General features: G+C 44.9%; 19 protein-coding genes. 17 read left to right on the forward strand and 2 right to left on the reverse strand.

Annotated elements, in window-relative coordinates; all coding sequences use genetic code 11:
- Positions 1 to 206 precede the first annotated feature (206 nt).
- From GWP40_RS05505 to GWP40_RS05555, 12 genes are all read left to right on the forward strand, one after another.
- Complete coding sequence (locus GWP40_RS05505) at positions 207 to 1658, forward strand: 4-hydroxyphenylacetate 3-hydroxylase family protein (protein WP_212566386.1); 1452 nt, start codon at positions 207 to 209, stop codon at positions 1656 to 1658.
- Positions 1659 to 1858: 200 nt separating this feature from the next.
- The gene (locus tag GWP40_RS05510; protein ID WP_212566387.1) at positions 1859 to 3334 is read left to right on the forward strand and encodes a hypothetical protein; all 1476 of its coding nucleotides are present in this window, start codon (positions 1859 to 1861) and stop codon (positions 3332 to 3334) included.
- A 35-nt stretch (positions 3335 to 3369) separates the two neighbouring features.
- Complete coding sequence (locus GWP40_RS05515) at positions 3370 to 3699, forward strand: ferrous iron transport protein A (protein WP_212566388.1); 330 nt, start codon at positions 3370 to 3372, stop codon at positions 3697 to 3699.
- On the forward strand, positions 3696 to 4808 hold the full coding sequence (locus GWP40_RS05520; protein WP_212566389.1) for a 4-hydroxybutyrate dehydrogenase: 1113 nt from the start codon (positions 3696 to 3698) through the stop codon (positions 4806 to 4808). The genes GWP40_RS05515 and GWP40_RS05520 overlap by 4 nt, the downstream gene beginning before the upstream one ends.
- A gap of 706 nt (positions 4809 to 5514) precedes the next feature.
- Positions 5515 to 5970 carry a tRNA (adenosine(37)-N6)-threonylcarbamoyltransferase complex ATPase subunit type 1 TsaE gene (gene tsaE / locus GWP40_RS05525; RefSeq protein WP_212566549.1) on the forward strand — a complete coding sequence of 152 codons (456 nt, stop codon included), beginning with the start codon at positions 5515 to 5517 and terminating at the stop codon, positions 5968 to 5970.
- Positions 5967 to 6632, forward strand: coding sequence for a tRNA (adenosine(37)-N6)-threonylcarbamoyltransferase complex dimerization subunit type 1 TsaB (gene tsaB, locus GWP40_RS05530; protein WP_212566390.1), 666 nt, complete (start codon positions 5967 to 5969; stop codon positions 6630 to 6632). Before tsaE ends, tsaB begins: the two co-directional genes overlap by 4 nt.
- A 3-nt stretch (positions 6633 to 6635) precedes the next feature.
- Positions 6636 to 7721, forward strand: coding sequence for an HD-GYP domain-containing protein (locus tag GWP40_RS05535; RefSeq protein WP_212566391.1), 1086 nt, complete (start codon positions 6636 to 6638; stop codon positions 7719 to 7721).
- A 215-nt stretch (positions 7722 to 7936) separates the two neighbouring features.
- Entirely contained in the window at positions 7937 to 9199 is a 1263-nt protein-coding gene (locus GWP40_RS05540; RefSeq protein ID WP_212566392.1) for an ABC transporter substrate-binding protein, read from the forward strand.
- A 111-nt stretch (positions 9200 to 9310) separates the two neighbouring features.
- Complete coding sequence (locus tag GWP40_RS05545) at positions 9311 to 10228, forward strand: carbohydrate ABC transporter permease (RefSeq protein WP_212566393.1); 918 nt, start codon at positions 9311 to 9313, stop codon at positions 10226 to 10228.
- Positions 10229 to 10245: 17 nt separating this feature from the next.
- Positions 10246 to 10608 carry an ABC transporter permease family protein gene (locus GWP40_RS13385; protein ID WP_330997236.1) on the forward strand — a complete coding sequence of 121 codons (363 nt, stop codon included), beginning with the start codon at positions 10246 to 10248 and terminating at the stop codon, positions 10606 to 10608.
- On the forward strand, positions 10592 to 11083 hold the full coding sequence (locus GWP40_RS13390; protein WP_330997237.1) for a carbohydrate ABC transporter permease: 492 nt from the start codon (positions 10592 to 10594) through the stop codon (positions 11081 to 11083). Before GWP40_RS13385 ends, GWP40_RS13390 begins: the two co-directional genes overlap by 17 nt.
- Positions 11084 to 11285: 202 nt before the next feature.
- A complete protein-coding gene (locus GWP40_RS05555) occupies positions 11286 to 12869 on the forward strand; it encodes a BamA/TamA family outer membrane protein (RefSeq protein WP_230974629.1) in 1584 nt (527 codons plus the stop codon).
- Between the two features lie 176 nt (positions 12870 to 13045).
- Here the strand turns inward: GWP40_RS05555 and GWP40_RS05560 are convergent, their stop codons facing one another.
- Positions 13046 to 14290, reverse strand: coding sequence for an extracellular solute-binding protein (locus GWP40_RS05560; RefSeq protein WP_212566394.1), 1245 nt, complete (start codon positions 14288 to 14290; stop codon positions 13046 to 13048).
- A gap of 211 nt (positions 14291 to 14501) precedes the next feature.
- On the opposite strand from GWP40_RS05560, the gene GWP40_RS05565 reads away from it, so the two are divergent.
- From GWP40_RS05565 to abc-f, 3 genes are read left to right on the forward strand one after another with little or no spacing between them, the layout of a single operon-like run.
- The gene (locus GWP40_RS05565; RefSeq protein WP_212566395.1) at positions 14502 to 14663 is read left to right on the forward strand and encodes a hypothetical protein; all 162 of its coding nucleotides are present in this window, start codon (positions 14502 to 14504) and stop codon (positions 14661 to 14663) included.
- Between the two features lie 2 nt (positions 14664 to 14665).
- The gene (locus GWP40_RS05570) at positions 14666 to 15985 is read left to right on the forward strand and encodes an SH3 domain-containing protein (protein WP_212566396.1); all 1320 of its coding nucleotides are present in this window, start codon (positions 14666 to 14668) and stop codon (positions 15983 to 15985) included.
- Positions 15985 to 18117, forward strand: coding sequence for a ribosomal protection-like ABC-F family protein (gene abc-f / locus GWP40_RS05575; RefSeq protein ID WP_212566397.1), 2133 nt, complete (start codon positions 15985 to 15987; stop codon positions 18115 to 18117). Before GWP40_RS05570 ends, abc-f begins: the two co-directional genes overlap by 1 nt.
- A gap of 460 nt (positions 18118 to 18577) precedes the next feature.
- Here the strand turns inward: abc-f and GWP40_RS05580 are convergent, their stop codons facing one another.
- On the reverse strand, positions 18578 to 20290 hold the full coding sequence (locus tag GWP40_RS05580) for a M3 family oligoendopeptidase (RefSeq protein ID WP_212566398.1): 1713 nt from the start codon (positions 20288 to 20290) through the stop codon (positions 18578 to 18580).
- A gap of 594 nt (positions 20291 to 20884) precedes the next feature.
- On the opposite strand from GWP40_RS05580, the gene GWP40_RS05585 reads away from it, so the two are divergent.
- Both GWP40_RS05585 and GWP40_RS05590 read left to right on the forward strand, forming a co-directional pair.
- Positions 20885 to 23572 carry an IdeS/Mac family cysteine endopeptidase gene (locus GWP40_RS05585; protein WP_212566399.1) on the forward strand — a complete coding sequence of 896 codons (2688 nt, stop codon included), beginning with the start codon at positions 20885 to 20887 and terminating at the stop codon, positions 23570 to 23572.
- A gap of 300 nt (positions 23573 to 23872) precedes the next feature.
- The gene (locus tag GWP40_RS05590; protein WP_212566400.1) at positions 23873 to 24391 is read left to right on the forward strand and encodes a bacteriohemerythrin; all 519 of its coding nucleotides are present in this window, start codon (positions 23873 to 23875) and stop codon (positions 24389 to 24391) included.

Consider the following 24391-nt stretch of genomic DNA (forward strand, 5'->3'; position numbering starts at 1 on the left):
AGTTTACGTTCCGTTTATACGGAGATTCACCACTCTTTTCTTGCGAAACATACCGATAAATTTAGGGTTTTGAGTATTTTTCTGCATTGTACATTATTTTTTTTCAAAGGATAAAGATTCTATTAGCAATGTTGGCATAAAAATTGCTGTTACTATAATAGAGTGTCTATCCTGATAGACAAATAAACAAAGTAAGGAGTATGCACATGGCACTTATGACAGGCGAACAGTATGTTGAGAGTATGCGTAAACTGAATTTGCAGGTTTACATGTTCGGAAAGAAAGTTGACAATGTTGTCGACAATCCGATTCTTCGGCCGTCCCTGAACTCGGTGAAGGCTACCTATGATTTGGCTCAGATGCCGGAATATGAAGATTTAATGACCGTTAAATCTTCATTAACCGGAAAGAAGATCAACCGCTTCACACATATTCACCAGAGTCCTGAGGATCTGATTAAAAAGGTAAAGATGCAGCGGCTTTGCGGACAAAAAACCGCGGCTTGTTTCCAGCGCTGCGTCGGTATGGATGCGTTTAATGCCGTTTACAGCACAACGTATGAGCTCGATGAAAAATACGGGACTCATTATCATGAAAACTTCAAAAAGTTTATCCGGCACGTTCAGGATGAAGACCTGACCGTCGACGGCGCTATGACCGACCCCAAAGGTGACCGCTCTCTGGCTCCCCATGCTCAAACCGATCCCGACTTATACCTCCATGTCGTGGAACGGAGAGCTGACGGTATCGTCGTTCGTGGTGCAAAAGCGCACCAAACCGGTTTTATCAATTCACACGAAGTTATCGTTATGCCGACTATCGCAATGGGCGAAGATGACAAAGACTATGCGGTAGCCTTTGCTTGCCCGACCGATGCGAAAGGTATCTTCATGATTGTCGGACGCCAGAGCTGCGACACCAGAAAGCTGGAAGGTTCCGAAATCGATGTCGGTAACTCCACCTACGGCGGAACCGAAGCCTTGGTTATCTTCGATAACGTATTTATTCCGAACGATCACATCTTCCTGAACGGCGAATTTGAATTTGCCGGTATGCTGGTTGAACGCTTTGCTGGATATCACCGCCAGTCCTACGGCGGATGCAAGGTCGGCGTCGGCGACGTTCTTATCGGTGCGGCGGCAGTTGCGGCAGACTTCAACGGCGCTCAAAAAGCTTCTCACGTTAAAGACAAGCTGATTGAAATGACCCACCTGAACGAAACACTGTACTGCTGCGGTATCGCATGTTCGGCAGAAGGTACCAAGACCAAATCCGGTAACTACCTTATCGACTTGCTGCTTGCAAACGTCTGTAAGCAGAACGTTACGCGCTTCCCGTATGAAATTGCACGCCTTGCAGAAGACATCGCAGGCGGCTTGATGGTAACCGCTCCGGCAGAATCCGATCTGCGCGATCCCAAACTCGGACCGTATGTTGTCAAATACTTGCAGGGTGTTGCCTCCGTTTCTACCGAGAACCGTTTACGCATTCTCCGCTTGATCGAAAACCTGACCCTCGGCAGTGCTGCCGTCGGTTACCGCACGGAATCTATGCACGGCGCCGGTTCTCCGCAGGCACAGCGTATCATGATCTCCCGCCAAGGTAACCTTGCAATGAAGAAAAAGCTTGCAAAGGATATCGCGAAGATTAAAGAATAGTGCCGCCTAAGAACTTTAACTGCGGTTGCTAATGATAACATACCGCAGCTAAAGAGGCGAAACTTACGAATAAAGGCAGGGCCAATAACCCTGCCTTTTTTTAAAAATGCTTTACCAAACTGTTACCCATATACAACAGTTTAGCTCTAAAAACTCGGTATTCTTTTAGAAGCTACCGAAATAACTGAAGGAGGAAATATATGAGTGACCAACTCGCAACTGCAAAGATGCCGGAGCACTTCAACGAAGGGAAATTTCCTTTAAAGAAGAGAGAATTCGGCGGCGTGCAGCCGTACATTCCGCTCGGCCCATTCAATTTACGCATTCCGCTGATCCATCACGAATGGTCGTGGACGGAAATGCTTGCTGCATTCTTTCTCGGCGTCGCCTGTCTCGGAGCAGGAACCGCTACCACAATGACGACTTTCGGGTTTGATAACCCCGAAAACATCGCCGCGTTGGGGATGACGGAGAACAGCGTCTTTTTAATGTCGCTGACATTTGGCGTACTAAACGCTATCTGTTATTATCTGCCGTCATTATTGGGCGACCCCGTCGTTCCCGGATGGATTACCCCCGCGCTCCCGCTTACTTTAAAGTATTTGGCACAATGGGAACTGCCTAACTACGCAACCGGAAATGTCGACCGCGTCTATGCAATGATCGCCCTGCAAATGATTGTAGCGCTGTTCTTTTTAATCATGGGCGTAACCGGTATCGGACGTAAACTGGTAGATACGGTACCGCGCTCCATTAAGGCGGGAATCGTATTGGGCGCCGGCGTTACCGCAGGTATCAACGTATTCCAATCTCGTATGCCCAAAGCGCCGATTACCGTTGTCATAGCGGTATTGATGTCTTACTTCTTCTTGTTTAACTCGACCTTTGCAAAGGCCGCTGCAAAGAACAAAACATTAGAGACGCTCCGCAACCAAGGCGTTGTTCCGGCACAAGTATTCGCCATTGTATTGGCCCCGTTCCTTATCAAAGAAATAGCCGTGCCGAATATTCAGTGGGGCTTTACGCCGCTTTCTTTCGGCTTTGTGCTTGAACACTTCACCATTTTCGGCTTAGGATTGCCGGCTACGAAATTCTTCTTGGCAGCACTGCCGATGGCGCTTACCGTCTACATTATTGCGTTCTCCGACTTTGTTCTTGCAAAAGAAATTGTTACCGAAGCAACCGCAACCCGCGATGATGAAACCGTTATCTTTGACGCCGGACGATCAAATCTCGTATCCTTCCTGCGTAACGGTATTATGTCACTCTTTGCTCCGTGGGTTCCCATGTGCGGTCCGCTGTGGGCATCGGGTCTGCTGACTATTACGGAACGCTATAAGAGAGGATATAAGACCTTGCACAGCTACTGGGATGGCGTCTGTACGTTCCGCGCCGCAACTGTTATTGCCGTTTTGATTTTGCCGCTCGTTACGCTTATACGCCCTGCTTTCGCCATATTCTTCGGTATTACGATGGGCGTTCAGGCCTTTGCCTGCGGTAACGTCGGTATGACGATGTGTACCAACCGAAACGAAAGAGGTATTGCCTGCGTTATCGCTTCGGCACTCTGCTTCTACACCCCCGGATGGGCGCTGCTTATCGGCATTATCCTGTGGGTTGTTATCGAAGGAACCGAGCTTTTTGCAAAAAAGTCCGGCGCTCAAACAGCCGCCTAACGTCGGTAAAATCGGTATGAAAGGATCGGTATGCTATGATGACATTACAAGAAGCGCCCTGTGCTGTTTATACCGTCAAAAAAATAAACGGCTCGCGCGATCTTAAAAGACGGATGGAAAATATGGGAATCGCAGCCGGCGCGGATGTGGAAGTGATCGAACATACCGAAACTGCATGCCGGATTAAAACCGTTAAACGTGAAATAGAACTATCAGTTGAAGAGGCTGCCTGCATCAATGTCGGAGAACAGTTTAAACGAAACGGAGACCCCGTTTTGTTCAGCTGTTGCTCTTACGGCCGTGCAGGCGACCTCTGGGATAGGGCAAACGAAATTAACGAACATATAGGAGATGAAAAGCAATGAAGCAACTTGCGGTAAAACCCGAGATTCACAAGTTTGAAACGGCGAAAGAATTTGCAGAAGCGTTCAAACTCGGAAAAGATGATCTAGTCATAACGAATGAGTATATCTATAAACCGTTTTTCGGAGCATTGAACTTGCCCTGCGCGACGCTTTTTCAAGAAAAATACGGTGCGGGAGAGCCTTCCGATGATATGGTCGAAGCGATGTATAAAGATGTACACGGCAGCTATAAGCGTATTATCGCAATCGGCGGCGGTACCGTCATCGATATTTCAAAGTTTTTCTCCTTGACACATACCTCGCCGGTGCTGGACTTATACGATGGAAAGCAGGAAATCGTAAAAGGCAAAGAGTTGATCATCGTACCGACTACCTGCGGTACCGGCTCGGAAGTAACCAATATTGCCGTACTGTCGCTGAATGCACGCGGTACGAAAAAAGGCCTTGCACACGATGAAATGTACGGCGACTATGCGGTACTAATTCCTGAACTGCTGAAAGACTTGCCATTTAAATTTTTTGCAACGAGTTCCATCGACGCATTGGTACATGCCGTTGAATCATCGCTTTCACCCAAAGCGACGGAAAGCACAAAGCTGTTCGGATATAAAGCTATCGAGATGATTTTAAAAGGCTACAAAGAAATTGAGAAGAACGGTCACGATGCGCGGCTTCCGCTTTTATGCGATTTCTTGCTTGCCTCAAACTATGCAGGTATCGCTTTCAGCATTGCAGGATGCGCAGCAGTTCACGCAATGAGCTATCCGGTCGGCGCAACCTTCCATGTCGCTCACGGCGAATCAAACTATGCGATGTTTGCCGGCGTTTTAAAAAATTATCTTGAAATTAAAAAAGACGGTGAAATTGCAAAGCTTAACCGGTTTATGGCAGATATCCTCGGCTGCGACACGGCGCACGTTTATGATGCTTTGGAAAAACTGCTCAACTGTCTAATCCCAAAAAAGCCGCTGCACGAATATGGCATGAAAAAAGAGCAGATTACAGAATTTGCCGACAGCGTTATTGCCAATCAGCAGCGCCTTATGGCAAACAACTTTGTATTCCTTGACAGAGATCGGCTGATTAAAATCTATACCGAATTATTTTAAAATATCGGGAACCACTAAAAATGTGAGTTTTTAGTGGTTCTTCTTCGTTTACTTCTTACCATTTTATCGATTAAACATCTGGGCATTTCTAAAAACTCGGTTAGGGAAACACTGACATCCTCGCTCAAAAATAAACCTCCTTGTTCATTTTTGGCACACGGATGCCGCCCTATCCAGCGCTTTTGAAAATAGACTGTTGAGCAGTGTACATCCGTGTACTTCTCTGCCAGTTGCAAGCAAACTGGCTACTGCATAGAACCACCGCCATCCGTGGCGGTACTGATACACCCATTCCGTAAGCCTTTTGAAAATAGACGGTGCAGATGCTAGGAGCCTAGCCGAAATAAAGCGGAGGCGTACTTGTTGTACGTCGAGCATTTATTTCGGCATAGCGACAACGCAGATGCGCCGTATATTTTCAAAAGGACATATACTTGACAAAGACTCATACCAGTGCTATGCTAATTAAAAGGAGAAATTTATATGAAAAAGTGTGTTTTTTATAGGACTGCCCCCCCCCCCCACACACACACACACACATTGGGTGTAAATTTATTGATAGTAAATTATCTGTTGGGAAAGCCTATTCGTTCTTTTACTTCTGTTGATGACCCTATACAAACGGCAGATTTCGGAATAGTATGCTCATACTTGTAACTATTACGAAGGATGTTTTCTTTAACTTGAGAAAAAAGTTATGGCTGATATGGTATACAGAACAAAAACAGTAAAAGATACTATTAATTTTGGTCAAGCTTTAGGACGCTTACTTAATGCAGGCGATGTGCTTGCTTTGCAAGGGACGCTCGCCGCGGGAAAAACGCAGCTGACAAAAGGCATTGCGCAAGGGCTTGATATATCCGAAGCAGTTACCAGTCCCACTTTCACCATCATATCGGAATATTACGGACGTCTACCGCTTTATCACATGGATGTGTATCGGCTCAGTTCACCGGAAGATTTTTTAGATCTCGGTGTTGAGGATATGCTGTACGGGCAGGGCGTGTGTATTATCGAATGGAGTGAAAAAATCATGTCGGAATTACCGGCGCGTACCATTCTTATTCATATCAAGACAGAAGAAGATACAAGTAGAACTATTACCATCACGAACTGGCCGTATCAAACGGACAGCTTAACCGAATATGAGGCAGCACCATGAATATACTTGCAATAGATACCCTCACTTCAACCCTTTCAGTTGCAGCTTATGGCTCTAACGGATTAGTTACCCAATCCTTCGCCGGTAACGGTCCGTCCCACGCAGAACGGCTGCTCCCCCTTATCGATGCAGCCGTATCAGCTGCGGGGTTTACTGCCGCCAATACGGAAATAGTATTGGCGCCTGAAGGTCCCGGTTCTTTTACCGGTTTAAGACTCGGATTTGCAGCGGCAAAAGCATTACAGCTGAGTAGTAACAGCTGCTTTATTCCCATCCCTACACTCCCATGCATAGCATCGCAGTATGAGGCGTGGAACGGAAATATTGCCGTAGTAATAGATGCAAAAAGAGAACGCTTTTACGCGCAGCTTTTTAAAAACGGAACAGCGGTAACGGAAGCTTTTGACAAAACAGCGGCTGATTTACTCCCGCACTTTTCGGAAAACGAAGAATGGCTGGTTACCGGCTATGGAACAGCGGCGTTTAGAGACGCTGCTGCAATTTCACAAAGTAGTATCCGCTTTCATTTTATTGAAGCGGATACTCTCTCTTTTGCATATTCGATGATTAAGTATATGCAAAAGCACGGTAATGTACTGAAGAACGCGGCTGATTATGCAGGGCCTCAGTATATTCGGAAGAGCGATGCGGAGAAGGACTAAACTATGGAAAAAAGTATATCATCCGGGCAGAAGCCCCGAATTACAGGAGAGCTGACTGCGGAAGAACAACAGGCGTATTTTGACGAACTTGCTGAATTGACAAATGCGGGAAGCATTCCTACTATGATTATTGACAGTAATTTAGTTATACGCTACATGACCAAGAGCGTGTATACATTACTTGCGGGTTATTACGCATTGGAGAAGAAGCCTCTTTTTAATGTTTTCGGCAGAGTTTTTACTCAAGCGGAGATACAGGATTTTTTTCAAAGTATACGGTCTCCGGAAAAAGGTTGGTCGTGGATCGGTAATATGGTGCATAAATCGCACACGTTAAAAACGCTGTATACGAGAGTGCGGGTTCATCCTATTTTTGACAAGGCAAAACGCTACCTGCTTGGGTATTGGGTAATTATTGAAGATATAACCGCACAGCAGATCGGAATGTACAAAATGATGTTAAACGGGTTGCTGCAAGCGTCAATGCTGAAAGACAACGATACCGGAAACCATGCGCAACGGCTCAATTTTTATTGCCGAGAGTTTTCCGACTACCTGTTTGGACTTAACCGGTATCCGCAAATTACACCGGATTTTATCGAGAATATTTCCTTTTTAGCCGCTATTCACGATGTGGGCAAGATCGGTACACTGGATTATATTTTGCAAAAACAGAGCAAATTAACCGGCATTGAATGGGAAGTCATGAAAGAACATACTATTAACGGTGCGCTCATTGTGTCTTCTTATCCTATTGCAATGGCAAAGGAAATAACATTGAGCCATCATGAACGGTGGGACGGCTCTGGATATCCCTTTAAGCTGGAAGGTGAGATGATACCGCTATCGGCAAGGATCGTCGCGATAGCTGACGTATATGATGCGCTCCGTATGAAACGCTCATATAAAAACGAACTTTCGCATGATGAAGCGGTACAATATATTTTTGATAATGCAGGAAAGCATTTTGACCCGCTGTTGATAACGCATTTTAAAAAGATACATCACGCGTTTGATAAGATATGGCAGACCCTTAAAGATGAACATGGAGAACATTCAAACACCGAGACTTCTCAAGCGGTGGTATAGGAGAAACGCTTATTTGTGTTGAGCGCTTAATATCCCAGCGCTTCTCGAGGAGGTGCTGAATACCGGCTCTGCAGAGCGGAAATGATTTTTCTTGACAAATCGAAATTCACAGGTGATACTATAATAAGCACTGATAATGTGAACCATGGCTTTTGCGTTGCAAAGCCCTATGCCGCTTTTCAGCGGACAATAAATATCTGGTTTAGGAGTGTTTTATGAAAAAACTCATGACTGTGATGCTCGCCGGTGTCTTACTTGCGGCAGTTTCTCCCGTTTTTGCGAACGGCGCAAATGAAGGAGGCGGGGAGAAGGTAACATTAACGATGGGTTCTTGGCGTACCGATGATGTTGCGCAAATCACCGCTTTGCTTAAAGAGTACAAAAAAGTAAAGCCGAACGTAACGATCGAGTTTAAACCGACTATCAATGTCGATTACAATGCGACGTTACGGCTTCAGCTTGAAAGCGGTACCGGTCCTGACCTAATGTATGCACGTTCGTACGCGACCGGTGCAAAACTGCTTATGGACGGCTATTTTGCCGATGTGTCGGATATTCCCGGGTTAAAATCGAATTTTACCGCAGGGAATCGTGCACCGTGGACAGCCGCCGATGGACGAAACTTTGCCGTTCCGTTTAATGCGATTGTGCAAGTTGTCTACTATAATAAAGATATCTTTAAAAAAGCCGGTATTGCGGTTCCGCAAACGTGGGAAGACTTTTTAGCTGCGTGCGATAAATTGAAAAAAGCCGGCATTACGCCGATTGCAAACGGACTTGCCGATGAATGGGACATTAACGAATGTTTTATGATGGGCATTTTACCGGGCTTTGTCGGCGGAGCCGAAGGCCGTAGAGCGTATGAATCGGGAAAGGTACCGTTAAACGATGCCAAAATGGTGAGTGCGTTTCAGGCAATGGCCGATGTAGCGAAATATTGTCCCAACGGTTTTGCCGCTCTTACATACAACGATTCGATTGCATTGTTTGCTACCGGTCAGGCTGCCATGTGGGTAGACGGTTCATGGAATGCCGGCGCTTTTAAAGATGTTGCATTCGATTGGGGAACCTTTGTACCGCCCGCTCCCGCCGGTAAAAAAGCCGCCGTTTGTTTCCATCCCGACACGGGTATGGCGTATAATAAGGCAAGTAAGCATGTTCAGGAATGTAAAGACTTTTTAGCATGGCTTTGTACGGTACAGGGTGCGACTGTTTGTGCCGAATTTATGCCTACCGGCTTTTTCCCGATGATTAATGCCCCCATTAAACTTAAAGATGCACATGCGAACGAAATTCTTGCGCTTACGGCAGGAAAGCTGCAGGATGCTCGTTTTGTATGGGAACGCTTTATGGACGGCGATCCCAGCGGCTACGTGCTGATGAATCAGGGCGTTATCGCTGTTATGAAGGGTGAAAAAACCGCCAAGCAAGCTGCCGATGCATTAGCCGCAGGCGTTGCAAAGTGGTATAAGCCTTAAGTTGATTTGTATCTATATAAAATAATATAAACAGGGAAGGGGATGAAAAGAAGCGACTTTCGAGCCATTCCTCTCCCTGTTTATTCTGTTTTGCGCAACGGAGTTGTGAATATGAATATTAAAAAAAGTGACAGGTACGGATGGATTATATATCTTTTACCTGCTTTTATCGTGTACACTGTCTTTATGGCATTTCCGCTGGCGGATTCAATCAGACTCAGTTTTTTTTCCGGTTCTTCGACGTCCGGTAAAAATATCTTTGTCGGCTTAAATAATTATAAAGAGCTTTTTGGTGATGCCGACAATGCCCGCCGGTATTGGGGCGCTTTCGGAAATACGTGGTATTTTTTCTTTATTCACATGCTGGTTCAAAATGTGTTAGGTCTTACGTTTTCGCTCATGCTCACAGCGAAGGGGATGAAGTGGACACGTTTTTATCAGACGATTATTTTTATCCCGGTTACGCTTGCCATTTTGGTTACCGGTTATTTATGGAAGTTGATATTGAACCCTCAATGGGGAGCGTTGCCGCTTCTATTAAAAAATCTCGGTTTGGAAACACTGATAAAACCGTGGCTCGGTGAGCAGCAATATGCACTGACAGCTCTCTCGTTAGTATCGTCATGGCAGTGGGTTGGTATTCCCGCCATGATGATTTTAGCCGGTTTACAAACTATTCCGGACGATTTGTTGGAGGCAGCTGATATCGCAGGCTGCAACGGCTGGCAAAAAATTCGATATATAAAACTCCCGTTAATAAAACCGGTGCTTGGTATGGTCGCAATTTTAACATTTGTAAATAACTTCAATGCGTTCGACGTTGTTTTTGCGATGGAAAATGTAAACGGTGCGCCGCAGTATGCAACCGATTTGATCGGTACTCTTTTTTATCGTGTAGGAATTGCAGGACAGCATCCGGTGGGTATTCCGAATCCCGGTATGGGAGCTGCAATTGCAACGGTAACCTTTATTATGCTGATGATTGGCGTCGGTATAATGCTGCGCTTAACACAGGGTGACAAGAATTAAAGTAAAGGGGAAATAGAATGAAAGCTTCTCTTTCACGTGACAGAATGCATCTCAGTTCTCATGTTGTACTTATTTTTTGGACGTTTTTAGTGCTTTTCCCTTTGTGGACAATGGTTATTAATTCATTTAAGTTTAAATTCGACATTTACACCGACCCGTTCGGGTTACCTAAAAAGTGGAATTTTGAAAGCTATGTGTCGGTTATAACAGACGGTGACTTTTTTTTATATTTTCGCAATAGCTTATTTGTAACACTCGGTTCGATTTTCCTTGTGTTATTATTCGGCGCTATGGCGTCTTATGCATTGGTAAACTGGAAACATAAAGCTTCCCGTTTTTTATATCTCTTTTTTTATTGCGGGTATGATGCTTCCGATTAAAATCGGAAGTATCCGCCTTTTGCAGCTTATTAAAGGGTTGGGACTTTTGAATACTTTATGGGGGCTGTTTCCCGTATATACGGCGATGGGATTACCGATAGCTGTATTTGTCTTAACTGAATTTATCCGTCAAATTCCAACCGAACTGACCGAGGCTGCGGTTATTGATGGAGCTACGCGGAACAAAGTTTTTACTATTATTATTCTACCTCTCTTGCGTCCTGCGCTTGCGACCGTCGCTATCTATAATCTTATCCCATTTTGGAATGACTTGTGGTTCCCGCTTATCTTTATCAACAATGATGCGCACAAAACATTATTGCTCGGCGTAACACGCTTGTTCGGACAATACATGACTGATTGGTCACGGATTTTAGCCGTACTCACCTTGTCTGCTGTGCCCGTTTTGCTTCTCTATCTTACTATGTCTAAAAACTTTATTAGAGGATTGACCGCAGGGGCTGTAAAAGGATAGGCACATTGCGATTCCATGTAATATCATCGCTTGGCGCTGACGGCATTGCGCGTACATCGACCTTATTGCCGGAAATTTTGCAACTCTTGAAAATCAAACATATTGGATTCAAAAAATAGAAAATCCATTTTAAATGTCCGGCTTAGCATTGCTCCTTAAAAGGATTAGTATGATTGAATATAAACCATATAAGGATACACGTTTGATACGATCTGTCATTGTCAGCGTATGCATTTTCTTTAGTGCGGTTGCCTATGCACAGAAAGCTGAAACCACACAATCCGCTCTTATTGATGATGTGCCGACAGAGACACCTCTAACCGATACAGCTGCCGAAGTACCTCTTGTGCAAAGTTATCAAATAACGGTTGTCAACTACAACATTAAGGGGATGACACGGAAACATCCGCTTTCCCAAGCAGTTCCGATCGACACCAGTCGTATTTTTGATTCGGAAGAAGTAATGCTGCGCTATCTCAAAGATCTTGAACAGCAATTTAAAAACATTCGGGTTATTCAGTCAGTTCAAATCGATACGGAGTACGGCGCCCCGAATAACGAAGCAGTAATACCTGTTACGCTTACCATCGCAATCACCGATACATGGAATTTCATTGTAGTTCCGTATCCTTCTTTCGATTCGAATAGCGGCTTTCAGTTGAAGCTGAAAATGCAAGATTTTAATTTTATCGGAACATTGCAGCCCTTAAAAGTAGATGCAGTGTACCGTTCAACCGAAACAGGTCAGCAGATTTTTTCATCTTCAATCAATTTTGCATTACCATTTAAAGTAGGGGCATTTAATCTGTTATGGGATAATAGTTTTCAAATTGTTTATGCATACAAAGAAGCTCCGAAAATAAATATCGGTACCGGACTGACGGCATCAGTCAAATTTAATAAGCGGCTGTCTTTGACATTCGGTCTTTTACCTGAATTGGCAATTAATGATCGTGCATCAAGCCAAATGTCCATTACGAGTACGTCGCGAACCCCTGAAGTGTCCCCTGAAAGGGAAGAGCACATCGTAGAGCCTCCTGTAGAGCAGACAGAGCAAAAACGGCCGAGCGGGTTAGGCTATTTATATCCTAATGACCGGTATTATTTTAAAACAACATTATTTGTACATGCCCCTGTTATGATTACTGAGGTGAAAAACTTCGGCTCGCTCGTATGGACACCAGCTATGAGCCTCGCAGGAAACTGGGCGTTTGACGGCATACAGGCAGACAGTCTGAGAACATGGACATTTACCTGGGGGCATACGCTTTCTCTTTCAAAGGTGAATTGGGAGTTGAATTTTAGAAAAGGTCTTTCATTTTCACTCGGTAATACGTATGCTTATCAATTTTACGACAAACGAAAGATGAATATCGGCTTTTCCGCCTCTTTAGCCGGATATTATCCATTTATAAATAGGATCGGTATATATGGACGGATGCAGTTTTTTTATCATTTATTCGGAAGTACGAGTACGCAGGCAGGTTCTACACTTCGCGGAATCTTAAATAAACGGATCGATACGGACACTGCTTTTACTTTTAATCTCGACATCCCTATTCGGATTGTTTCATTGGATTTTCAAACTATTACCGGCGTTGCATGGACGCGATTTTTTAATTGCGATATTCAGCTTGTTCCTTTTCTAGATATCGCTTTAACACACGATAAACAAACGGGACGATACTATCATCCGGCAGACGGATGGTATGCGGGGGGGCTTGAAGTGATCGTCTATCCTGAAAAAAATGCGGAGTATTTATGTCAGGGCGAGTGTCGGCTTTGATTTAACAGAACTTAAAAATCTTTCCGGTTTAAATGGGCGTGCAAACCGTGATGGAGAAGCAATGAGTGAAATCTTTATTGGAATCGGTCTACACTATTAAAGCACATCTCTATTCCAAAGGATAGGAAGCAAATCTAACCAAGTTTTTAGAGATGCGCTAAGATTTTCGATAAAAACTAACGGGGTTTTTTATACCAATCAGATACCCGTCTATTGAGTGATAGCGGTTTTTCATCACCGGAGAACATTCGTGTTTGATCCCGTAAATATGGAAAGATAATTTCTTTTTTAAGCAGCAGCCAGTTGTGAGGTAAGATATGCGGGGCGGAAAAATCATCGGTTTGCGGCAAATGTTTGAGCAAAAGAGGATAATAAACGGGAAAAATATTTTCGGTTACGTTTTTTACCGCAGAAAAACCTCCGGCTAATCCGAAAGCAGGCGCGATCATATTATCGGTTTGGGAACGGGCAAGCAAACCTTTCTGACTTTCTTCATTGAAGAACCAAATCAGAAATGCTTGTGCTGCTGCCGTATTTTTTGCCTTTTTACAAATCCCTGCATATATAACCTCATCCTGTACCGGTGTCTTACCGTTGTAATTCATCCACCGATAATCGAGCGACTTTAATCTTTCGTTATTTAATGAAAACAGTTTATCGCTCGGTAAGTACCAGAATAGGCAGCGTCCGTTTGTAATCAACGTATACGGCGGATCGTAGAGGTATTTGAATTTGAATTCATCTTCAGCCGCAGCGTTTGTATTGATCTCTTCCGACCATCGGCGTGTATACATAATCAATTCCTGCAGCATTTTATCATTCCACGAAAAGAAATTTTTTGTTTCTTCAAAGGATACATCGAGACCTTGTGCGGTAACATAGAGAAAATCGGTATCCCAGCGGGGAGAAAAACCCATTTTAGTATATTCCGATCCGCTTTTTTTATTATACGCTGCGGCAAGTTCTCTCATTTCTTCAAGAGAAATGGTAAAATTTGTTTTTACCAAATTTTTTTGCGATGCAGAAAAGATAATGGCCGGTAAATTAAAGCTGACCGGCAAGAGGTATTGCGACCCATTACTATTCCCCAATTCAAATAATAACGGATAAAAAATATCCGGATCTATTTTCTTTTTAGAAAGCAGTCCTCCCAGCTTACTGAATTTTACCCGTGTTGCATCGCCTCTGAGCCATGGTCCAATGACGATATCCGGTTGTTCGGATGCGGCCATTAAAGCATCCGATGGGTTTTCTTTATAGCTGACAGTTATTTTGTAACGGCTTTGAGCGCTGTTAAAAGCTTCGCAATAAGGAATGAATTCAGTACGGTCAGTCCAAATAACGGCAATCGAATCCTCGGCACTTTTACAAGCAGATAGCATACAGCATACAAACACTGCGATAAAAAGGAAATTTTTCATACTCATCCATTATGACTACAATAATCTCCTTGTCAATGCGGTTGCATTTCTTCTGTGCGAAATTTGATTCAAAATTTCGCACATTTTTCGAGTAGACGAGTAAACGTATCAGGCAGACTAGGCAAAAATCGCAGAATCATTGGGGCTGTGAGACCATTTGAACCATCTTCCACTGTTGTACATCCGTGTACAACAGTGGAAGGCGAGTTTTGTGCGTGCACAAAACGTCGCTGCTGTATGGAATCACTGCCATCCTTGGCAGTTCTGGTTGAGCAGCTCCAATGATTCTGCGGGGCTACTAAAAAACAGACTGATACGTTTACTCTGCGGCAATATCCTTGCGCGGATACGGGCTTTAAAGTATAATCCGTAAGTATGAAAAAATTGCGTTGTTTTTATAATACTAAGCTTATTTTAACGGTCCTTTGTTTTGTTATTTTTACGGTAACCGGCTGTTCTAAAAAGATCGGCTACGGTGTCGTCAATTGGTCTATCCCCGAATATAACTTGACAGCGTCGGATGTGGTGCCGATTCTCGTCCGGTCAAATATTTCGAAGGTGTATATCGCCGAGCTGAATAATCAAAAAATAGAGATTCCGCTCTGGCAGCTCACCTTTTGTTCTTCAAAACGTGAAGCCGAAGCATACATCAAAAAGACTGCCGAATACCGCTCCGTGTATGCCGCGGTAAAGTTGGACGGTCTGCCGCTTCGCTCTAAGCCCGATAATACAGGTAAGCAGGTATACCGCCTGCGCGAAAGTCAGATCGTGAAGGTGCTTTGGAAAGGGGAGGGCACTCCGGTCGTTGCACGGGATAAGCCTTTGGAAGGTGATTGGCTCTATGTGATGACCAATGACGGTACTCGCGGCTGGTGTTTTTCTTATAATCTTTTTACGTATGATGAAGGGGAACCGTCCGTCGCACGGCAGACAACGGAAACCGCAGCGGATGAAATCCTCACTGAAATTCTGAAAAGCCGATGGTATCCTGAATATTATCGCGATATGATTCGGAAAAAACAGATTGATCCTGAACGGATGACGAATAACTTCGGCTTCTTCCCCGGCGAAGGAACCGGCGTTGCACGCATTATGCTGAAAGATGAACAGGTAGCCTTTTCGTATACCGGTATCACAAAAAACCGGATGGGTGCCTATCAGTTTGAAGGTTCTCCGCTTCTGATGCAAATTAGAGATTCAGATACGATTGCCGTCAATTATACCGATGAGAAGGGGCGGGTGCAAATACAGTATTTTATTACGTTGAAGGAAGATCCGCAGGAGCTTGCTCAGGCAGAGACCGAACGGCGGGATGCTGCACTGCAAACTCTTGTTGCAACCGGCCCGGTGTTTAATTCCGTAAATTACGGTATACTCCAGTTTTTAGACGGAGGGCAGTTCCGTTGGAACGGATACCAAGTGTTATCGCCTGCGATTATTCCGAGAGGGGCAGGGGATTCCGGCTCTGTGGTAATCCGGTATTTTATCAGCGCTAAGCTGAAAACCGAATATATAGGCGTTCTGTCTTTCAAATTCGACGGCAGCGAAGACTGGATTGATTTCCTTTATACGATATCCAAACAGGGCGTTAAACTTGAGTATGTACAGCCTGCAAATATTACCGACGGCGTTGCTGCCGTGCGTAACCTCAATCCCGTTATCCTCTTTTTCGGGACGGAAGGAACGGAAGAATAATGCCGTTTGTGCAGCTTTCAAATATTTCGCTTGCGTTCGGTGATCGTGATATTCTCCAAAATATTACGCTGGTACTGACGCAGGGAACAAAGGCGGCGCTTACCGGAGCCAACGGCAGCGGTAAATCAACCCTGATGAAGATTATCGCAGGAGTAATGCAGGCAGATTCCGGCTCTCTTTCGATGGAAAAGAACACCCGTGTTGCCTACCTGCCGCAGTCCGGTATTGTGCACAGGGGTAAAACGCTGGCAGAAGAAGCCGATACCGCCTTTTCCCGTGGAGCGCAGCTGGTTGAGCAGCTTGAAGCGGTCGGTAAACAGATGAGCGAAGAAGCCGATGCCGTGAAGGCGGAGCGGCTCGCACATGACTATCACGCGCTGCAGACGGAACTTGAACAATCGGGCTGGTATTTCAGGCAACGGTTGGCGGATGAAACGCTGCGCGGGCTCGGCTTTACGTCGGAAGATTTTACCCGCCTGACCGATGAGTTTTCAGGCGGATGGCAGATGCGCATTGCGCTTGCGAAGATTCTTTTGAGCGGGGCTGACATCATTATTTTGGATGAGCCTACCAACTACCTCGATATCGAAGCGCGCAGCTGGCTTGAACTCTGGCTAAAAAAATTTACCGGCGGTTTTTTGCTGGTTAGTCATGACCGCTCGTTTTTAGATGCGACAGTTAACGAAACGTATGAATTGTTCAACGGAACGCTTAAACGCTATGCAGGAACCTATACCAACTACGAAAAGACGCGGGAGGTAGAGCTTGCCTCGCTGATAAAAGCGTACACGCAGCAGCAGCTGGAAATTGCAAAAACCGAAGACTTTATCAGGAAGTTCCGCTACAAGGCAACAAAGGCCGCGGCGGTGCAGGATCGGGTAAAACGACTCGAAAAACTTGAGCGCATCGAATTACCGGAACACTTAAAGAAAATTCACTTTAGTTTTCCGCCCGCCCCTCATTCGGGGAATATTGCGCTGCAAGCCGAAGGGATTACCAAAGCTTATGGGGAACGGCTCGTGCTGAAAGATGCGGAACTCACCGTTACCAAACAAGAGCGGATTGCATTGGCGGGGCGGAACGGCGCCGGTAAGACCACCTTTTTGCGGATACTGGCCGGTGAAGATTCCGAGTACACCGGCTCCGTAAAGTACGGGGCCGGCATTATCACCGGTTATTTTTCGCAGGATGAGGCCGAGCGGATTACCGGCAGCGAAACCATCATGCAACTGATGGAGCGGGAGGCGCCGACACACCTTATCCCAAAACTCTACGATATGCTCGCAGCCTTTTTGTTCCGCGGCGACGACATCCATAAACAGCTATCCGTGCTGTCGGGCGGGGAAAAAAGCAGGCTGGCGCTGCTCCGGCTGCTATTGAAGCCGCTCAACCTCCTCATCTTAGACGAGCCGACTAATCACCTCGACCTTCACTCCAAAGATGTGCTCCTCGATGCGCTGCAGCGGTTTGAAGGGACGGTTATCTTTGTTTCGCACGATAAGTTTTTTATCCAAGGGCTTGCAACCCGCATCCTTGAACTGACAGCTTCGGCAACGCCCGGCGCCGGTACCCGCATTAGAAACTTCCCGGGCACCTACGACTATTACCTGTACCGGATTGCCGCCGAAGCAGTCGGCAGTACAGCCGAAAAGTCGGGGCAAACGGCAGGATATGCACAGGCTAATAGAAACCAAAATACCGGCAGTTCCGTCGTCGGCAGCCTAAACGGGAAAGCAGCGGATTCTTCGGGCGGCGGGAAAGCAAGCAGCGCTTCATCCGGTAAAGCATCAGGCGTGCCTTCCGATTCACAGGCAGTGATGCCGTTAAGCGGTACCGGCAGTCCCTCAGGCAACTCCATTGCCTCCGGTGCCGTCACCGGCGGCGGAACTCTTTCTTATGAAGAACAAAAAAGGCTGCGGGCGGAAAAACGTAAACGAGAAAAAGAAGAAGAACGTATTTTTGCGCAACTTGCCGAAACCGAAGACAAGATAAAGGAACTGGAAACCCAGCTCGCAACCCCCGAAGTTTATACCAACGGCGAAAATGCCCGCAACGTTCAGCAGCAGATTCAAGCCTTACAAGCAACCGCCGCTGAACTTACGGAACAGTGGGAAGCATTCGCCCAAAAATGAACACCAGTACATCCGTGGCGGTTCTGAAATGCCCTTCCAGTGCTTTTGGAAATAGACTGTTGAGCAGTGTACGTCCTTGTACACTGCTCAACGACGAGTTTGCAGGGCAAACTCGCTTCTGCATGGAATCACCGCCATCCATGGCGGTACTGATCCGAGGCGCGAGCACAAATTAACCGCAGGCACGGTAAAAAATGTACGTCCTTGTACATTTTTTACCTACGTGTTTGCAAGGCAAACACGCTGCTGATTAGAACCACGCCCATCCTTGGGCGTTCTGATACGTTGAGGCTTCCCAGTAGCGGCACATGGTATAGAACCTTGCCGAAGCCTTTTGCAAATAGGCGAGGTAAGTACGCGAAGCAAATAAAAATTAACCGGAGGCGTATCTTTGATACGTTGAGGATTAATTTTTATGAAGCGACAAAGTAATTACCCGCATATTTGCAAAAGGATATTTTCAAAAGGCAGAGTCGTTGATGCTATTAAGCCACTCCGTACACGCAGGAGCAACCGAAGAAACGCAGCCTTCTTCAAAGGGATTTTTCAAGTTCGCCAGTTCCACCAGGCGGAGGAATGAGTCGCGACCGCCTGCTTTGCAGAGGCGAAGGTAATCTTCCCATGCCGTTTTCCGGTCGGAAAGGCTTTTTGCCCAGAATTGCAATGCGCATACTTGAGCAAGCGTGTAATCGATATAATAAAACGGCGTACTGAAGATATGTCCCTGACGCATCCAATACCCGCCACGGTTCAAGAAATCGTTATCGTCGTAATTCCGTTCCGGCAGATATTTTTTTTCGATTGTGCGCCATGCGGCTTTCCGCTCTGCGGGGCTTGCTTCGGGGTGCTCATATACCCAGTGCTGAAATTCATCGACCGTAACGCCGTAGGGTAAAAACAGGAGCGCTCCGGACAGATGGGTAAAGTGGAATTTATCGGTTTGCTCTTCAAAAAAGAGGTTCATCCACGGCCATGTAAAGAATTCCATACTCATCGAGTGAATTTCGCATGCTTCATACGTCGGCCATACGTACTCCAGCAGGCGGGCGTTACGGCTCTGATAGGCTTGGAATGCGTGTCCTGCTTCATGGGTCATTACTTCCACATCGTGCTGCGTATTGTTAAAGTTGGCAAAAATGAAGGGCGCCTTGTAATCGGGAATGGTGGTGCAATAACCGCCTGCTGCCTTCCCTTTTTTCGCAAGTACATCGAGCAGGTTATGTGAAGTCATAAAGGTAAAAAATTCATCGGTTTCGGGGGAAAGTTCCGCATACATCTTTTTAGCATTCGCCAAAATCCAATCGGGATTGCCGTGGGGAATCGCATTGCCGGTGGTATATTCAAGCGGTTCATCATAGTAGTACAGCCGTTCCAGCCCCAACCGCTTTGCCTGCCGTTTACGTAAGTCTACGGTTATCGGTACAATTTCGCGGTAGATTTGGTTCCGATAGGCAGCAACCATCTCGGCATTGTAGTCGGTTCTGCCCATTCGGTCATATCCGAGCTGTACGAAGTTTTGATATCCGAGTTTTTTTGCGATTCGGGTACGTACTTTGACTAAGTTATCGTAGATGGAATCGAATTCTGCTTCGTGTTCCGCAAAAAAACCGTAGTAGGCTTTTGCCGCTTTTTTCCGTGTTGCACGGTCTTGATCCTGCATAAAAGGAGTCAGCTGCGCGAGCGTACGTTTTTCTCCTGCAAATTCGATTTCTGCCGAAGCGATCAGCTTATCGTAGCTGCTGGTAAGTTTGTTTTCTTCCGCTAAATCTTCCATAATAGAGGGTGAAAACACCTTCATATCAAGTTCGGTCATTGCAAAAATATGCGTCCCGAGTTCTTTTTCCAGCTCTTGACGGAACGATGATGCAAGCAGCTTTTTGTTAAAGCTATTGGTCATTTCGATATAAAACGGGTTTGATTCATCAAAAAACGTATTTTCGGTATCATAAAAAGCATCACGGGTGTCGATACTGTGCCGTATTTCCGCAAGGGTCTGCATGGTTTGATAATGTGATTTAAGCTTTTGCACTTCGTCGATAAGAGCGATCTGTTCTGCCGCCGAATGTGCGGCTTCAAACTGCTGTTCCGCTTTTTTAAATGCCGTTTTTAATGCCTCCATATCGGGGCGCGTGTAGGGAAGGGCGGTAAACTGTTTCATTTCCGGTGTATTCATATATGCTCCTTGTAGCTTTTTATAAAATTGTACAGGACGATTATAGCATAAGGCCGATATTTAGGACAGCATCGGAAAGGCTCACGGCAACCGCATTAAAAATATTTTAAACGGTTGCCTTCCTTCTGTGCGAAATTTCATAGGTATAAGGTGAGCATCTAAAATAAAATTTCGCACATTTTTTTTGCAAGTCGGCAAATGCATCAGGCAGAGTAGATAAAAATCGCAGAATAATAGAGGTTGGGCGACCATTTGAGCCGTGCAGCGGCGAAACTCTGGTTGAACAGCCTCTATTATTCTGCGGGTATATCCACAAAAGTGCCTGATGCATTTGCCCGGTACTTGACGAATATGCGATTAATTTGTATATATAGGGCATCTCTAAAAACTCGGTTAGATTTTTAGAGATGCCCGACGAGTTTTTATTTAAGTCTTTATATCATAATGACTTAAATAAAAACATCGCAAATTAAATCTAAGGAAAACCTCTCAAAACTGAAGTTTTTAGAGGTTCCCTATACCACAATCAAAATATAAAGTTCCCTGATGCGTTGGCGTCAGTGAATCCCGCGTTTTTTATTATGGAGTCTATTCATGAAAAAGCCATTGGCTATCTTTCTTTCTGCCCTAGCAGTTCTATTCTTTTCGGCATGTAATAACAATAATCCTCTGCCTGTACTTGTTACCGATATTGCATTTGAGCCGGAGCTTTCTGAAAAGTCAATTTCGCTCGTTATTGGAAAAACACATGAGCTTAATGCAAAGGTAAAGCCCGACAATGCAACAAATAAAAAACTCACCTATGCTTCGGATAATGAAGATGTTGCGTCTGTAAATGACAAAGGAGTGATTACAGCCCATAGTGCAGGTAGCGCAAAGATTACGATAAAAGCTATAAACGACATTATTACGAAAGAGATAAACGTAACTGTTACCGTAGATAGTCTAGCAGTAAAAAGCATCGTTCTTTTTCCCGATGAAGATACTGTTTCTTTGGTAAAGGGAACCTCCCGCCAGCTAAAGGTTCAGGTACAGCCTGAAAATGCAACCAACAAAAAACTCACCTTTGCATCAAGCACTCCAGCTATTGCATCGATAAATGATGAAGGAACCATTACCGCGCAAGGGCTTGGCAATGCAGAAATTACGATACAAGCTGCGAATGAAGTTTCAAAAAAACTCAAGGTAATCGTAACAGCAGCGCCGGTTGCGGTTACGGACATCGTATTCGATCCTGCGCTGCCGGGAAATCCGCTCTCGATAAATGCTGGCAAATCCTGTCCGCTTCATGCAAAAGTACAGCCCGAAAATGCAACGGATAAAAACCTTATCTACAGTTCAGCTGATGACAGTATCGCATCTGTAGATGATAAGGGGATGATTACTGCTCATAAAACAGGCAATACAAAAATTACGATTAAAGCTTCAAACGGTGTTTCTAAAGAAGTTTCCGTAACCGTTACCGCAGCGCATATATCGGTTACAGGTATTGTCCTTTCTCCCGATGAAAGCGGCATTTCGCTGGTAAAAGGCACTACACGTCAAATCAACGCTCATGCCATGCCTGAAAACGCAACGAATAAACAACTAACCTATAGTTCAGATAAAGCAGCAATTGCATCCGTAGCTGCCGACGGGATGATTACGGCGAATGGGGTCGGCTCTGCACACATTACAATACAAGCCGCGGACGGTATTACAAAGGTAATCACCGTTACCGTTACGGCAGCGCATGTTCCTGTTACTTCTATTGAATTTGAGGATGGGGAGCCTGCAAACCCGGTCGAGTTGGTTATCGGTCAAGTATATAAGTTCGGTGCAAAAGCAATGCCTGAGGAAGCTACAAATAGAAAGCTGACATTCACCACATCCAATAGCTCGATAGCATGGCTATGCGGTAAAGGGAATAGTGAGGTAAAAGCTGACGGACTTGGAGACGCAACGGTAACCATAACCTCCGAGGATAATCCCTCTGTTAAAAAAGAAGTTCATTTTAAGATGAAGCCAAAACCTGAGATTAAGATAAAAACAACCCCTGCAGAATGCGAAAGTAATGGCGGCGAGGCAACGTTTACGATAGAAACACTCAAAGGAAAACTTGACTATACGCCTGAAGTCGTAGAAGGAGGCGCAAAATGGCTGAGCGTAGCCGGTAAAGATCACACAGATGAAAGTACAGATACGGTACGCTTAACCGTTCAGACAAACAAAACCGTATGGAATAGAACTGCACGCATCAGATTTAAGGATAATATTACGAATGAATACATCAAAATTTCAAGTAAAAAATATCTGGAAGTGCAGCTTACTCAAAAAAAGAATGAGAATCCGAATGTAACTGTACGGTGGGTACATGGAATAACGCCGCCTAAAGAAGAAGAAAAGGAAAAGATTGAGGTACTCAAGGATGGGGCGCCTACCGGAACGTACCATAATATCGACTACGTTTTTTACTGGCCGGAAACACAGACTACCACATTTTTTAATACGCGGAAAGTCGATCATACGCATGCTCCGAACGGAGGTTATCCCGATGGTAATCAATGTTGGGCTAAAACCGATGCTAATATGCTGCATTGGTGGTTTGAGCAAAATAAAGAAAATGTAAAAAACTACATAGAAAAGAAACATATAACCGGCGAAGCTGCAAAAGCGTATAAACCTTTTTATAAACGCGGACTTGCAGATAATCAAGAGAACATAAAAAGTTCCATAGCAAACCTCTTTCGGGAGAAGTGCATCGATAAGGGGGGAGACCCTGCTAATGGACTACAATGGTATCTCTTCGGATTAAATGGTTTTAAAAATGCAAAAAATAAAAGCTATTCTCCGGCATTATTTCCGGATGTCTTTAACGAAGGGAATACTCCTATCGAGAGAGCAACCATTTATACAAAAAAAGAGTTCGAGACTACGCTTAAAGCTGCACTTAAATCCAAAAAAGCGGTTGGGTTGAATAGATATGGGGCTGACGGTTCCCAACATGCCATAACGCTGTGGGGCGCTGCCTTTGATGAGGATAATAATATCATCGCCATATATGTTGGTGATAATAACGATGTGTCCAATAAAATAGTCCCTTACGGTATATGGTATAAAAATGGAGTAGATATCTATGCCGAAACTGAGCCTGTGATTGACTCAAATGATCCGCACTATTTTAATCCGTATTTCTTTAATTATAGTAATAATAGTTATAACGATAATCATTATGTCGGTCAAATAATCACTTTGGATAAAGGCGAAGCACAGTGGGAAGAATGGAAGCGTAACAACCCCTAAACAGCCTTTACAAACAAGCCCCTAGCGGTAAAAAGTTCAGAAAGAGCTTTTTACAGCTGCATGGTAACGCAAATACACATTAAAAAACCGTACAGGATTTTGAGCAAGCGGATACATTCGTTATGGATGTGTCCGCTTTTTTTATGGGATGGACTGTATCATAAAAAAACGGGATAAGATAACTTTCTATTTGACATTATAGCCATATCGTTTTATTCTAATAATGATTACTAATACATAAGCCGTCTAAGAGTAACCGCTTCTTGGGAATGATTCAGTATATAAAGGGATGAAAAAAGTATGGTAACAGAAACAAAAAATACGGAAGAATTGAATACCCCTTGGGTAGAATGGGATAAAAGGCTGGAACTCGGCATACCCCGAATCGACAGTCAGCACCGTAAGCTGGTGTCAATGTGCAATGAGCTGCGCGAAGCGCTGATGAACCGCCAAAAACGGAGTAAAGACGAATGGCTGGTAACCGTGGGCGACGTACTTCGGCAAGCAGTCAGCTATACTCAAACACACTTTACCGATGAAGAAAAATTGATGAAAGCGTGCGGATTTTCCGGCTATGAAGCTCATAAGCAGCGGCACAGGGAGTTCGTTCAAACAATCACACAGGTATTGAGGGGCTTTGACGAAATGACTGTAACGCTCGGTTTTGATTTTGCCGACTACCTTCGGGATTGGATACTTTCGCATATCGCCTGCGAGGATAAGCAGTACTGTCCGGTTATGCGCTCTTTTTATCATACATTACAGGAATACAGTCAGCGGAACCATACAGCCGATTCAACTGCCGCACCACAGCATTAG

This window comes from Treponema vincentii (assembly GCF_018336815.1).
Classification (GTDB): domain Bacteria; phylum Spirochaetota; class Spirochaetia; order Treponematales; family Treponemataceae; genus Treponema.